The organism is Pseudomonas sp. GW456-12-10-14-LB2 (assembly GCF_002884345.1).
Lineage (GTDB): Bacteria > Pseudomonadota > Gammaproteobacteria > Pseudomonadales > Pseudomonadaceae > Aquipseudomonas > Aquipseudomonas paraglycinae.
In genome coordinates this window covers 1-13,994 of sequence record NZ_POHV01000051.1, presented here as the reverse complement: position 1 = coordinate 13,994, position 13,994 = coordinate 1, and the positions used below count along the sequence as shown (strand labels likewise).

The following is a 13,994-nucleotide window of genomic DNA, read 5'->3' as shown; positions in this document are numbered from 1 at the left end:
CGTTCATATCTGTAATCCGACCCGCATCAGCCAGGTTTCAGGCTCGCGGTGCAGGCCGGTCGGGGTGTTCAGGCTGCGTTGATAATCGACGTCCACTTGCAGGTTTTTCCAGCCCAGGTTGAGGCCGATGCTGGCGCCGCTCAGGCGTTGAACCGGGGCGCCGTGATCGGCCTTGATCCAGCCGTGGTCGAGGCCGACACGCGGGGTGAGTTGCATCGGCAAATCGGTGCGCAACGGCAGGCGCAAGGTGTTGCGCCAGATCGCGCCGCTGGCGCCAGACGCGCTGCTGACACGGTAACCGCGCACGGCGGAATCGTCGGTGCCGAGCAATTGTTCGATGGCCGGCAGCGGGTCGGGGCTGTACTGCAAATTGAGTTGGCTCTGCCATTGCCAGGCTTGCGCGCCGAGCTGGCCGTTGCGCCATTGGCTGAGGCCGGCGCGGTACTTGCGAAACTGTGCCTTGGGCAGGTTTTTGACCTGACGATCGGCATCGTCGTCGGCGCCCAGCCAGCGCAAACCCTGGGCGTAATTGACGTCGAGGTTCCACACCGCGCGGTCGAGCCAGAACAGATTGAGCCCGGCCTCGGCCACGGTCAGGGTCGGGCTCTGGATGCCGAGGCGGACGCTTTCCAGATAGCTGTCGACATCCTTGTGCGCCAGTTGCAGATTGGCGCTGAGCTGATGGCTCTGGTCGCGCCACAACACCCGGTCGGCGCGCAGGCTGAGTTGATCGGTGATGCCGGTGCTGTGAAAAGTCAGCGTGCTGAGCTTGAACGGCGCGCGGTATTCGGCGTGGCTGGCGAAAGTGCTGAACGTCCAGTAACCGTAGGGAATCGCGTAATAGAGGCTGGCGTTGCGGCTGTAGCGGTCGCCCTGATTGAGGGTGTCGCTGGCGCTGAGGCTCAACAGGTCGTTGAGTTCGAGCGGGCTATCGAGGGTCAGGCTCAGTGTGTCGCGATCACGACCGGTACTGGCGCTGCCGAGGTTGTCCACGCCCAGGCCCAAGCTCCAGCGCGACTGCCCCGAGGTGCGCGACCGCAAGATGATTTTCGACGCACCGGGCTGGCTGCCGGGGGCGATGTCGGCGGTCAGATCGAGCGAGCGCAGGCGGTTCAACTGATCCAGACCCTGCTCCAGATCCCGCAGGTTCAGCGGCTTGCCGAGCATGCCCGGGAATGCACCGCCGAGGGATACCGGCAGGCTCTGGTCGGCCAGTTCGATGGACTCGATGTAGCCTTCGTCGATCAGGATATCCAGCGATTGCCCGGCTGCCGGCGCGCTGCTCAGGTAAGGCCGACTGGCGATGTAGCCCTTCTCCACGTACAGCGCGGTGATGGTCGCCAGCAGATGGTTGATCTGGCCGACGCCCATGCACGGCGCCAGCAGCGGTTTGATCCGGGCGTTGAGTTTGTCTTTGTCGATCAGCGTGACACCACCGATACGCGCACCGCTCAAGGGCCAGCAGCGCTCATCGGGTTTGATCGACTCAGGAATGGCCGGAGTGGCAGGCGTCGGGCCGAACGCGCCGCGCTCCAGTTGGCGCTTGCGCTGTTCGAGTTGCAGCTGTTGCAGATCGCGCTGTTGCAGTTGTTGCTGGCGCAGCACTTCCTGGCCAGGGGCTGGAGTTTCGGCGGCGAGAACGCTGGGCGCACACACACTCAACAACAAGGCCGACAACAGCGGGCGAGGCAGGGAACGACTACGAGAAACAGCGCAAAGCGAATACGGCACTCAACATCCTTGCAATCAACTGGCTTAATGCCACCCCATCAATTGCGGTGATAGTCAGAGCCTTCCTACACAAATGCAAGACGCTTCCTACGGCGCTTACATTTCTTAAACAAATGGTCAGCTTCTTCTTTCGACAGTCTTCATCTGACGATCGGCGGAAAAAATCAATTGCCACAAAATATTACTCGCGTCATATTACGGTCGTAATAGCCATTCCGCTTCTTCAGGTATTACGCCATGACCAGCATGCCCACCGTAGAACCCGATCTCGCCGTTCCGGTCAGCGCCCCCAAACCTCCCCTGCTCAAACGCCTGCTGTTGCCGACTGCGGGACTGGCTGCGCTGGTATTCGCCGGGCTGTATGCCGCGCATTGGTGGGGCACGGGGCGATTTCTCGAGGAAACCGACGATGCCTACATCGGCGGCGACGTCACGGTGATCGGGCCGAAGGTCGCCGGTTACATCGAGGAAGTGCTGGTCAGCGACAACCAAAGGGTGAAGGCCGGCGACGTGCTGATCCGCCTCGACGCGCGCGACTACCGCGCCAATCTGGCCAAGGCTGAAGGCGCCGTTGCCGCCGAAGAGGCGCTGCTGGCCAACCTCGACGCCACCGAACAACTGCAGCAAGCGGTGATCGGTCAGGCCCGCGCCGGCATTGATGCCGCCAGTGCCGAAACCGCCCGTTCGCGAGATGACAACGCACGCTACAAACGCCTGGTGACCACCAATGCAGTCTCGGTGGAAAGTGCACAACGGGCCGACGCCACCTTCAAGACCGCGCAAGCCTTGAGCGCCAAAGCCCAGGCCGAACTGCTGGCCGCGCAGCGCCAGCTCACCGTGATCGAAACCCAGAAACAACAGGCCCGCGCCGCCCTCCAGCAAGCCCGGGCCGAGCGTGATCTGGCGCAACTCAACCTCGGCTACACCGAACTGCGCGCACCGGTCGACGGCGTGATCGGCAACCGCCGCGCGCGGGTCGGCGCCTACGCGCAGGCCGGTTCGCAGCAACTGTCGGTGGTGCCGGCCAGCGGCCTGTGGGTCGATGCCAACTTCAAGGAAGATCAACTGGCGCGGATGAAACCCGGCCAGCGCGTGAGCATCCGCGCCGACGTGTTATCCGGCCAGGAATTCCACGGTCGCCTCGACAGCCTCGCCCCGGCCACCGGTTCGCAGTTCAGTGTGCTGCCGCCGGAAAACGCCACCGGCAACTTCACCAAAATCGTCCAGCGCGTGCCGGTGCGGATTCTGCTCGACCCGGCCGATGGCGTGCTCGGCCACCTGCGTCCGGGCCTGTCGGTGACGGCTGAAGTCGACACCCGTGCCCAACCTGAAACCACCGCCGTGGCCAGCGCGCCATGAGCACCGCCCTCACCGCCTCCGCGCAGCCATTCAATGCCGCCGACATGGCGACGGCGACCAAAGTGTTCGCCTTCGCCACCATGTGCATCGGCATGTTCATCGCGCTGCTGGACATCCAGATCGTCTCGGCCTCGCTGCGCGATATTGGCGGCGGGTTGTCCGCCGGCACCGATGAAACGGCGTGGGTGCAGACCAGTTACCTGATCGCAGAAATCATCGTGATCCCGTTGTCGGGCTGGCTGTCGCGGGTGTTTTCGACGCGCTGGCTGTTCTGCGCCTCGGCGGTCGGCTTCACCCTCGCCAGCCTGCTCTGCGGCATCGCCTGGAACATCCAGAGCATGATCGCCTTTCGCGCGCTGCAAGGGTTTCTCGGCGGGTCGATGATTCCGCTGGTGTTCACCACGGCGTTCTTTTTCTTCACCGGCAAACAGCGGGTAATCGCCGCTGCCACCATCGGCGCCGTGGCTTCGCTGGCGCCAACATTAGGCCCAGTGATCGGTGGCTGGATCACCGACATTTCCTCCTGGCACTGGCTGTTCTACATCAATCTGGTGCCGGGAATTTTCGTCGCCGTGGCGGTGCCGATGCTGGTCAAGATCGATCAGCCGGAGTTGTCGCTGCTCAAGGGCGCGGACTATCTGAGCATGGTGTTTCTGGCGCTGTTTCTCGGCTGCCTGGAATACACCCTCGAAGAAGGCCCGCGCTGGAACTGGTTCAGCGACCAGACCATCCTGACCACCGCGTGGATCAGTGGACTCGCGGGGCTGGCCTTCATCGGCCGCACGCTGCACGTGGCCAATCCGATCGTCGATCTGCGCGCGCTCAAGGATCGCAACTTCGCCCTTGGCTGCTTCTTTTCCTTCGTCACCGGGATCGGCCTGTTCGCGACGATTTACCTGACGCCGCTGTTTCTCGGCCGGGTTCGCGGCTACGGCGCGCTGGACATTGGTCTGGCGGTTTTTTCCACCGGGGTGTTCCAGATCATGGCGATTCCGCTGTACGCCTTTCTCGCCAATCGCATCGATCTGCGCTGGATCATGATGGCGGGCCTGGCGTTGTTCGCGTTGTCGATGTGGGAATTCAGTCCGATCACCCACGACTGGGGCGCCGGAGAATTGCTGCTGCCGCAGGCGCTGCGCGGGATTGCCCAGCAACTAGCGGTGCCGCCGGCGGTGACATTGACGTTGGGTGGCCTGGCACCGGCGCGGCTCAAGCATGCGTCGGGCCTGTTCAACCTGATGCGAAACCTGGGCGGTGCAATCGGGATTGCGGCGTGCGCGACCATTCTCAACGACCGCACCAACCTGCACTTCACCCGGTTGGCGGAGCATCTGAACAGCAGCAACGAAGCAGTGAATCAATGGCTGGCCCAGGTCGGCGGCAACTTTGCCGCGCTGGGTCAGAGCGGCGATGTCGGCCTCACCGCCAGCCTGCGTCAGCTATGGCTGCTGACCTACCGTGAAGCGCAAACGCAAACCTACGGCGACACGTTCCTGATGATCATGGTGTGCTTCGGCATCGCCACGGCGATGGTGCCCTTGATGCGCAAGGTGCAACCACCGGCCGCGCCGAGTGCCGATGCACATTGATCGATCAGGCTTGCGGAGTTTTACGGAAGCCCACAGCGAGGCGGTTCCAGCTGTTGATGGTGCTGATCGCCAAGCTCAGGTCGACCATTTCCTTGGGTGAGAACTGGGCAGCGACGGCTTCGTAATCTTCGTCCGGGGCGTGGGTCAGGCTCAGTTGGGTCAGGGATTCGGTCCACAGCAGCGCGGCGCGTTCACGCTCGGTGAAGAACGGCGCTTCACGCCACGCGGTCACGGCGAACAACCGGCGCGGGGTTTCGCCGCCCTTGATCGCGTCGGCGGTGTGCATGTCGATGCAGAACGCGCAGCCGTTGATCTGCGAAGCGCGCAGCTTGACCAGTTCGATCAGGGTCTTTTCCAGCGGCAGTTTCGAGACGGCGGTTTCCAGGGCAATCATCGCTTTCAGGGCATCGGGGGACGCGGTGTAGAAATCGATACGAGGTTTCATCGGGGATCTCCGGGGCAAGTGAATGTGGGGCTACGTTAGTCCCGGCGCCCGGACCGGCAAATAGCCAATCTCCCGGAAGATGGGTAGGCCACTGCGTCGGTGTCAGAAAAGAAAGTGTGAAAGGACAATTGCCATCACTCGTTGCGCGCCACTAGAATGCGATCAATTCTTAATTGCACCCTAATCGCACTCTCGATTGCATCTCTGGCAACGGACGCCCGAAACGAGTACCTGCCCTCCATGTCGTCCCTCGATCAGCCGTTGAATCAGCAAGTCCAGAGGCTCTACAGCGAACACCACGGGTGGCTGCAGGGCTGGCTTCAACGCAAGCTGGGCAACCGCTGCGATGCGGCCGACCTGGCGCACGACACATTTTTGCGCCTGCTCACCCGTCAGGTGATCAAGCCGTTGGGCAGCGAGCCCCGGGCGCTGTTGACGCACATCGCCAAAGGTCTGGTGATCGACCGCTGGCGGCGCCAGGACCTGGAGCGCGCGTATCTCGAAACCATCGCGCACCTGCCCGCCGCCGAAGTGCCGTCGCCGGAAACCCGCTACCTGATTCTCGAAACCCTGTGGCGCATCGAAGCGCTGCTGCGCGAACTGCCGGAACAGACCCGCGAGACCTTCCTGCTGTCGCAGATCGAAGGCCTGACCTACGCGCAGATCGCCACGCGCCTGAATGTTTCGCTGATCACCGTCAAACGGCACATGCGTGCCGCGTTCATTGCCTGCCTGAGTGTCGCCTGATGAGTTCGTCGATGATCAACCCGCAGATTCTCGGCGAAGCCGCCGACTGGCTGGTGCAACTGCATTCCGGCACCGCCACCCCGTCCGACCATCAGGCCATCGCCCAATGGCGCAGCCGCAGCGCCGAGCACGCCATGGCCTGGCAACGGGCCGAAGCGCTGTTGGGGGATTTACGCAGCGTGCCGGCCAACGTCGCGATCCAGACCTTGAAACGCGCGTCCCGCAAAGAAGGCCTGAGCCGTCGTCAGACCCTTACCCGCCTCGGCCTGCTGCTGATGGCCGGGCCGCTGGGCATCGCCTCGCAGCATGTGCCGTGGCAGCAATGGACCGCCGACCAGCGCACCGCTGTCGGCGAGCAGAAGAACCTGCAATTGCCGGACGGCACCCAACTGGTGCTCAACACCGACAGCGCCGTGGACATCGCTTTCAGCCCGGTGGAGCGTCGCGTCCTGCTGCTCAACGGCGAAGTGCTGATCAACACCGCCGCAGACGCCAGCGCCCGCCCGTTCATTGTCGAAACCCCGCAGGGCATGGCTCGCGCACTGGGCACGCGATTCTGCGTGCGTACCGAGGGTTCGCGCAGCCAGGTGTCGGTGCTTGAAGGCCAGGTCCAGATCACCCCGCAACTGCTCAAGCAGAGCGCGATTCTCCAGGCCGGTGAGCGTCAGCGCTTCAAGCTCAACAGCTTCGACAGCGCCGAAACCTTCGACACCGCGTCCCTGGCCTGGGACAAAGGCATGCTGCTGGCCAGCAACATGCGCCTGGACGAATTGCTCGGCGAACTCAGCCGCTATCGCCGGGGCGTGCTGCGCTGTCATCCGGACGTGGCGGCGATGCGCGTGTCCGGGGCGTTTTCCCTGCGCGACACCGACGCCAGCCTGCGTTTGCTCAGCGATACGTTGCCTCTGAACATCAACAGCCTGACCCGCTATTGGCTGTCGGTAGAGCCCCGTGTCTAAGCCCTCGGAAAATATTTTCGATATTCGCTGATACCTTTTCGCGACTCGTCCGGTGAGTGGATAGACCTTTCAATTCCACGCCCCCGACAGGAACACCGAATGACCGCAATGCCATCGCCCCGCCCCGCCACGTTTGCGCTCAAGGCCCTGAACCTGAGCCTGGCCCTGGCCTTCAGCACATTGCTGCCGAGCGCCGCCCATGCCGACAGCGTCAGTGAAAGCGCCAGCCGCACCGTCAATATCGGCCCCGGCCTGCTCAGCCATGTACTGGCGCAATTTGCGGTCAGCGTTGGCGTGCCGCTGTCGTTCGATCCGGCGCAACTGGGCAATCGTCAGAGCCCGGGCCTGCAAGGCAGCTACACCGCGCAGAGCGGTTTTGCGCGGTTGCTGGAAGGCAGCGGTTTCGAGCTGATCAGCACCGGCCACAACGGCTACACCGTGGCGCCGAAAGTCGCGGCGGACGGCGCGCTGGAACTCGGCGCCACCAACGTCAGCGCCCTGCACGACGACAGCGGCGACACCTTTGGCGGCGAACAGGTCGCGCGCCGCGCGCAGATCGGCATGCTCGGCAACCAGGAGGTCAACGACCTGCCCTTCAGCGTCACCAGCTACACCGCCAAGACCATGGCCGACCAACAGGCCCAGACCGTTGGCGATGTGTTGCTCAACGATGCCTCGGTGCGCCAGTCCAACGGCTTCGGCAACTTCTCGCAGATGTTCATGATCCGTGGCCTGCCGCTGGCCTCCGATGACATTTCCTATAACGGCCTCTATGGCGTGCTGCCCCGGCAGATCATCGCCGTCGAAGCGCTGGACCGGGTCGAACTGTTCAAGGGCCCGAATGCATTCGTCAACGGCGTGACCCCGAGCGGCAGCGGCATCGGGGGCGGGATCAACCTGCAACCCAAACGCGCGATGGACACGCCGACCCGCAGCGTCACCCTCGATTACAGCGCCGACGGTCGGGTCGGCGGGCATCTGGATCTGGGCCAGCGCTTTGGCGAGGACAACCGCTTCGGCGCGCGGGTCAACCTGATGCAGCGCGAAGGCGACACCGCGGTCGATGACGAAGATCAGCGCTCGTCGCTGTTCAGCGTCGGCCTGGACTATCGCGGCGATCGCCTGCGGGTCTCGACCGATTTTGGCTATCAGAAGCAGGTCATCAATCAGGGTCGCTCGGTGGTCTATGTCGATTCGAGCCTGACAAAAGCCCCCAAGGTGCCGCACGCCAGCGCCAGCTACGCCCAGAGCTGGAGCTACTCGCAACTCGAAGACACCTTCGGCATGGCCCGCGCCGAATATGACCTGAACGACAACTGGACGGCCTACGTGTCCGGCGGCGCCAAGCACACCCGCGAGAACGGCGTGTACTCGTCGCTGACCGTCACCAACCTGAACGGCAACGCCCGTGGCGGCATGCTCTATTCACCCCACGACGAGGACAACCAGAGCGCCATGGCCGGGCTCAACGGCCGCTTCGACACCGGCCCGGTCACGCACCAGTTGAACCTCGGCTGGGCGGGCATCTGGGGCGAGCAGCGCTCGGCGTTCGAAACCATTGGCACCGCCGGGCGCTACAGCACCAACCTGTACAACGTCACCGACAAGCCGCGCCCGGCGCCCACCTCGTTCGCCAGCGACATCAACGACCCGCGTATCACCGGCAAGAACATCCTGCGCAGCGAGGCGATTTCCGACACCCTCGGCTTCGTCGATGACCGCATCCTGCTGACCCTCGGCGTGCGTCGCCAGGCACTGAAAGTCGACGGCTGGAGCACCGCCACCGGCGCCCGCACTTCGAGCTATGAAGAGTCGATCACCACCCCGGTCTACGGCCTGGTGATCAAGCCGTGGGAGCACGTGTCGTTCTACGCCAACCGCATCGAAGGCCTGGCCAAGGGCCCGACGCCGCCGACCACGGCGATCAACCGCGACGAAACCTTCGCCCCGGTGCGCAGCAAGCAGATCGAGGCCGGCGTGCGCCTGGACATGGGCAGCTACGGCGCCAACCTCGGCGTCTATCGCATCGAGCAACCGTCGAGCTACACCCAGGACGGAATCTTCCGGGTCGACGGCCAGCAGACCAACAAAGGCGTGGAACTCAACGTCTACGGCGAACCGCTCGACGGCCTGCGCCTGCTCAGCGGCGCAACCGTGATGAAGACTGAACTGGAAGGCAGCAGCAACGGCGTGAATGACGGCAACCGCGCCGTCGGGGTGCCGCGCTTCCAGTTCAACCTCGGCGCCGACTGGGACATTCCGGGCCTCGAAGGTGCCGCCCTCAGCGCGCGGATGTTGCGCACCGGCGGCCAGTACCTCAACGCGGCAAATACCCAGAGCATTCCGGCGTGGAACCGCTTCGATCTGGGCTCGCGTTATGCCTTCAAACTGGATGAAAAGCAGATCACCCTGCGGGCCAATCTGGAGAACGTCGCCAACGAAGCCTATTGGGCCTCGGCCAACGGCGGTTACCTGACCCAGGGCACGCCGCGCACGCTGAAGGTTTCTGCCACCGTGGACTTCTGACCGCTCGTCATCCGGCCGGCACCAAGGGTTCGGCGCGTCTGACCAATATCAGGTAATCCCCTTTCCGGAGACAGACCATGATGACGCGCAAACTCACCTCGCTGTTGTTGATCGGCCTGCTGGCCACGGGCTCAGCCGCGACATTCGCCGCCAACGACGGCGCCGATGCCACGGGCACCAAATCCGGCTCCACCAGTGGCTCACAGATGCCGCCCGACAACACGCCGGGCTCGCCGTCCGGCGGCAGCGGCGCGGGTGGCGGCACCGGCACCAACGGCGGTGCCAGCGGTTCAGGCTCGGGAGCAGGAGGTGGCACCGGTTCGGCCGGTGGCGGCACGGGCGGTGCCGGCGGTGGCACTGGCGGCTGAACGAACAAGAGCAGGCCGTGGTGAAGGCCATGGCCTGTGTCTGAACCCTACCGTTTTTTGTCAGCGATCCGAACGTAGCAATTCGCCGAAACCGACGTCCATCGACAATACGGCCGCGCGATTGCGGCCGGCGTTCTTGGCCTGATACAGCGCTGCATCCGCGCGCTGGATGAACAGCTCCGGGCTGTCGTTGCCCAGCGGAATAAACGAGTAGCAGCCCAGGCTCACCGTTAGATAACCGGTGGGCGAGCCGCTGTGGGTGATGTGTTTGTCCATGACGCTGCGGCGGATCTGCCCGGCAATCGCCAGCGCGCCGTTGATGTCGGTGTCCGGCAGCAACACCGCGAACTCTTCCCCGCCATAGCGCACCGCCAGATCGGACTTGCGCTGGCAGCAGTTTTTCACCACCTGCGCGACCTGCGTCAGGCAATGGTCGCCGGCCACGTGGCCGTAGGCATCGTTGTAGCTTTTGAAAAAATCGATATCGAGCATGATCAGGCTCACCGGGCTCGACTGCCGCGCGCCCCGGGCAAACTCCACCTCCAGCGAGCGCTCGAACAGACGCCGGTTGGCCAGCCCGGTCAGACTGTCGTGGGTGGCGATCTGCTCCAGCGTCCGCTGGGCCTTGCGCAGGTTTTTCTCGATCCGCTCGCCATCGCGCACCTGATGAATGAACACCCAGCCAAACAGCCCCACGCCGAGCATCACCAGCGCCACGATCACGCTGGACTGGAACGCCCGGTCATACCAGCCTTGGAGGATCGTGTCCCGGGACGAAGACGCCGCGACCACCAACGGGTAGCTTTCCAGCTGTCGGTAACCATAAAGACGCGTCACACCATCGACCACCGAATCGATCATCGCAGTGCCGGCGGACGCATTGGGCAGCAACTTCTGGTAGATCTCGCCCTTGGCCAGCGAGGTGCCGATAAGGGCCTCGTCGAACGGTCGCCGAGCGAGCAAGGTGCCGTCGGTCAGGCCGAGGAACATGGTGCCGTTGTCGTCCAGGCTGAAGCTTTTGAAGAACCGGTCGAAGTAGGACATCTTGATCCCGGCCAGCAGCACACCCTGAAAATTGCCGGCGTGGTCGTTGACCCGTTTCGAGATCGGGATGATCCACTCACCATTCTCACGGCTGCGGATCGCCGGGCCGATGTGCGCCACGGCCGAGACGTTCTGCTGGTGAAACTTGAAGTACTCGCGATCCGCCACGCCATTGCCGCGCGGCAGATCCGCGAATGAGGTAATCACCCACTGCCCTTCGCGGTCGAACAGAAACATGCCGTGCAACTGCTCCAGTTGCTGCACCCGCCGCGCGAGGGTTTTCTGCAAACGTGGCTTCTGCGCCGCGCCATAACCATCGTCCTGAACCCAGTCGACCAGGCTGGTCAGCACCAGATCCGCTGCCAGAAAAGTGTCTTCAGCCTGCTGTGCCATGGCCCGGGTCAGGTTGGCCGACGACACCTGTGCGTTGGCCAGATCCTGGCGCCGCGACTGTTCGATCTGCAAATACAGCAGACCGGACAGGCACAGACACACAGCAACGATGAACAACACCGCCGCCTTGCGCAGGGGCAAACGCTTGAGGGTGCCGCCGGGGGCCTGATGCGGATCGTGAATGGGGATAGGCAAAAGCGTGTCCTGGGCAGGTACGACAGGGGCAAAAGCCCGAAACCCTTGTTCTTGTGAGCGTAGCCCACCGGGTTGTGTGGGGCAACCAAGTGCCCTCGCTACGATCCCGACCCAGTTGCTATCGGCGCGCAGGGCAATTGGATGACCTGCGGCGCGAATTATTTTTGCCTACCCGTTTTCCTCGCTTTTACCCCCGGCTCGACAACCGCCGCATTGCACTGTGCAGATGCGCCCGCGCACTTTCCGGATCGCCCTCGCGCATCTGCTCGTACGCCCGTTGCGCAACCGCGTGCGGTACCGGTTTCAACACCCGTTGCGTGGCCATCGCCAGCAGTTGCACCTGCGCGGCACGCTCCAGGTAATACAGATCGTCCCATGCCTCGGCGATGGTCGGGGCGGCGACAATCACACCGTGGTTCTTCAAAAACAGAATGTCGGCCTCGCCCATCACCTCGACAATCCGGTCGCCTTCGCGCTCATCCAGCGCCAGCCCGTTGTAATGCTCGTCCACCGTCGTGCGCCCGTAGAACTTCAGTGCGGTCTGGCTCAGCCACAACAGCGGCGGCCCCTCCAGCAGGCACAACGCCGTCGCGTTCGGCATATGGGTGTGGAACGCGACTTTTACTCGGGGCAGTCGCTGATGCAGGCGCGCATGAATATAGAAAGCAGTCGCTTCCGGCTGGCCCTCGCCGTCCACCACGTTGCCGTCGAAGTCGCAGACCAGCAGGTTGTGCGCCGTCACTTCGGAAAACGCATAGCCGTACGGATTGACCAGAAACAGGTCAGCATGACCCGGCAACATCGCCGAAAAGTGATTGCAGATCCCCTCTTCCAGCCCGTGCAGCGCCGCCAGTTGAAAGCACGCCGCCAGCTCTTGGCGAGCGGTGATGACGGCTTCGCTGTCGAGGTGCAACGAGGCGTAACGCGCGGGTCGGGCGCTGCCGGTCAGGGTATGGGCCATGGCGAAACTCCTTGATGAGGGGCGTGGTTTCTTACCAGCCAAGGGACGCGAACAGCGGCAGCACTTCGTCCAGCGTGTTGAGGATCGCGTCGGGCCGATAGTCCGGCAGCAACTGACGACCGGTTCCACGGTCGATCCATACACAGCGAAAATGCATGTCGCGGGCAGCCGTGTGGTCGAGCATCGGGCTGGCGCAGATGTGCACCACCTGATCGCGGCTGACGCCCAATTGCTCATGAGCGTAGTCGAACAGCCGCGGCGCCGGTTTGTAGGCACCGGCCTGTTGCGCGGTGATCACCCGGTCGATATGGCCGCCGAGTTGAGCGACGTTGCCGGCGATGATGTCGTCATCGGTGTTGGAGACGATGCACAGCTTGAAACCCTTGGCCTTAAGCTGCGCGAGGGTCTCGACGACTTCGGGGAACGGCGGCATCTGCGGGATCGCAGCGGCCAGGCGCTGGCTGTCTTCGCTGGCACTCGCCAGGCCCAGTTCTTCCAGCGCAAGTTGCAGGCCGAGGGTGCTGAGTTCGCGAAACGAGCGATGCGGTGGCGTCTGTTCCAGGCGATGTTCGTGGCGGTCGTAAACCTCGATCAGGCGCCCGGCGTCGACCCGGTGTTCGCCCTTTTCGCTGAGGATCCGCTCGGCCACGGCGCGCAGGCCTTCGTCCCATTGAATCAAGGTGCCGTAACAATCGAAGGTCAGCCATTGCGGGCGCGGTGTGTTGATCAAGGTCATGGGGGCATTCCTCTGCAAGTGAGGGCTTCAGCTTATGAACTCGGAGTGATAGTGTGAAATTAAATAAATAGCCGACCGTCAGTTGCCAAACAAATATCGAGGCCGCCGCCATGCTGGATCTGGAACTGCTGAAAACCTTCGTCTGCGTGGTCGATGAAGGCAGCTTCACGCGCGCCGCCGAACGCGTCCACCGCACCCAATCCACGGTCAGCCAACAGGTACGCAAACTGGAAGACCTGGTCGGTCACGCCCTGCTGTTGCGCGACCGCACCGGGTTGAACGTCAGCGTCACCGAGCACGGCGAACTGCTGATTCATTACGCCCGCCGCCTGCTGGCCTTGTCGGCCGAGGCCAGCGAAGCCCTGGCCAGCGATCTGGATCTGGAAATCCTGCGCATCGGCATGCCGGAAGACTTCGACGCCCGACGCATGGCGCTGATCCTCGCCGGCTTCACCCGCAGCCACCCGCAAGCGCGACTGGAAACCGTCAGCGGCATGAGCCTCGACCTGCGCCAGCGCCTCGACAGCGGCGAAATCGACATCGCCCTGATCAAACGCGAACCCGACAGCGGCCCGGCCTGGGCGACCTGGCCGGAGCGACTGGTGTGGGTCAAAGGCGTGGAATTCGATGCCTCCACTGGCGTGCTGCCGCTGGCATTGTTTCCCCAGGGTTGCCTTTACCGGCAACGGGCAATCCGCCTGCTCGACGTGGCGCAACGCCCATGGCGTGTGGCCTTCGGCAGCCACAGCCTGACCGGCATTCAGGCGGCGGTCGCCTCCGGGCTCGGGGTTTCGGTGCTGCCGGCGTCGGCAGTGTTGCCGGAGCATCGGGTGTGCACGGACTTGCCGCCATTGCCGCCGACGGAGCTGGCGCTGGTCAGCCGCGAAGGGGTGTTGAGTGGATTGCAGCGGGGTTTGGTGGAGTTTCTGCGGGGGGAATTG

The 13,994-nt window shown here is 63.6% G+C and carries 12 protein-coding genes; 7 read left to right on the top strand and 5 right to left on the bottom strand.

Features of this window, described 5'->3' with window-relative positions:
* Positions 1 to 3: 3 nt before the first annotated feature.
* On the bottom strand, positions 4 to 1,731 hold the full coding sequence (locus C1X29_RS25775; RefSeq protein WP_102718686.1) for a ShlB/FhaC/HecB family hemolysin secretion/activation protein: 1,728 nt from the start codon (positions 1,729 to 1,731) through the stop codon (positions 4 to 6).
* Between the two features lie 237 nt (positions 1,732 to 1,968).
* Between C1X29_RS25775 and C1X29_RS25770 the strand changes: the two genes are divergently transcribed.
* Both C1X29_RS25770 and C1X29_RS25765 read left to right on the top strand, forming a co-directional pair.
* Positions 1,969 to 3,090 carry an HlyD family secretion protein gene (locus tag C1X29_RS25770; RefSeq protein WP_102718685.1) on the top strand — a complete coding sequence of 374 codons (1,122 nt, stop codon included), beginning with the start codon at positions 1,969 to 1,971 and terminating at the stop codon, positions 3,088 to 3,090.
* Complete coding sequence (locus C1X29_RS25765; RefSeq protein ID WP_102718684.1) at positions 3,087 to 4,679, top strand: DHA2 family efflux MFS transporter permease subunit; 1,593 nt, start codon at positions 3,087 to 3,089, stop codon at positions 4,677 to 4,679. Before C1X29_RS25770 ends, C1X29_RS25765 begins: the two co-directional genes overlap by 4 nt.
* 4 nt (positions 4,680 to 4,683) lie before the next feature.
* Here C1X29_RS25765 and C1X29_RS25760 read toward each other — a convergent pair whose 3' ends face one another.
* A complete protein-coding gene (locus C1X29_RS25760) occupies positions 4,684 to 5,124 on the bottom strand; it encodes a carboxymuconolactone decarboxylase family protein (RefSeq protein WP_102688578.1) in 441 nt (146 codons plus the stop codon).
* A 240-nt stretch (positions 5,125 to 5,364) separates the two neighbouring features.
* Here C1X29_RS25760 and C1X29_RS25755 point away from each other — a divergent pair, with 240 nt between their 5' ends.
* The 4 genes from C1X29_RS25755 (at position 5,365) to C1X29_RS25740 (ending at position 9,724) form a co-directional block, all read left to right on the top strand.
* A complete protein-coding gene (locus C1X29_RS25755) occupies positions 5,365 to 5,871 on the top strand; it encodes a sigma-70 family RNA polymerase sigma factor (RefSeq protein WP_102718683.1) in 507 nt (168 codons plus the stop codon).
* Entirely contained in the window at positions 5,871 to 6,830 is a 960-nt protein-coding gene (locus C1X29_RS25750; RefSeq protein WP_085748565.1) for a FecR domain-containing protein, read from the top strand. The genes C1X29_RS25755 and C1X29_RS25750 overlap by 1 nt, the downstream gene beginning before the upstream one ends.
* Positions 6,831 to 6,929: 99 nt before the next feature.
* On the top strand, positions 6,930 to 9,356 hold the full coding sequence (locus tag C1X29_RS25745; protein ID WP_102718682.1) for a TonB-dependent receptor: 2,427 nt from the start codon (positions 6,930 to 6,932) through the stop codon (positions 9,354 to 9,356).
* 77 nt (positions 9,357 to 9,433) lie between these two features.
* The gene (locus C1X29_RS25740; protein WP_102688574.1) at positions 9,434 to 9,724 is read left to right on the top strand and encodes a hypothetical protein; all 291 of its coding nucleotides are present in this window, start codon (positions 9,434 to 9,436) and stop codon (positions 9,722 to 9,724) included.
* A gap of 60 nt (positions 9,725 to 9,784) precedes the next feature.
* On the opposite strand, the gene C1X29_RS25735 is transcribed toward C1X29_RS25740, so the two are convergent.
* The 3 genes from C1X29_RS25735 to C1X29_RS25725 form a co-directional block, all read right to left on the bottom strand.
* Complete coding sequence (locus C1X29_RS25735) at positions 9,785 to 11,356, bottom strand: GGDEF domain-containing protein (RefSeq protein ID WP_102718681.1); 1,572 nt, start codon at positions 11,354 to 11,356, stop codon at positions 9,785 to 9,787.
* Between the two features lie 187 nt (positions 11,357 to 11,543).
* Positions 11,544 to 12,317: an aldolase gene (locus tag C1X29_RS25730; protein WP_102718680.1), complete on the bottom strand. Its 774-nt coding sequence runs from the start codon at positions 12,315 to 12,317 to the stop codon at positions 11,544 to 11,546.
* A 31-nt stretch (positions 12,318 to 12,348) separates the two neighbouring features.
* Entirely contained in the window at positions 12,349 to 13,053 is a 705-nt protein-coding gene (locus C1X29_RS25725) for a haloacid dehalogenase type II (RefSeq protein ID WP_102718679.1), read from the bottom strand.
* Positions 13,054 to 13,163: 110 nt separating this feature from the next.
* Here C1X29_RS25725 and C1X29_RS25720 point away from each other — a divergent pair.
* A partial coding sequence (locus C1X29_RS25720) for a LysR substrate-binding domain-containing protein (RefSeq protein ID WP_102718697.1) occupies positions 13,164 to 13,994 on the top strand: 831 nt, incomplete at its 3' end.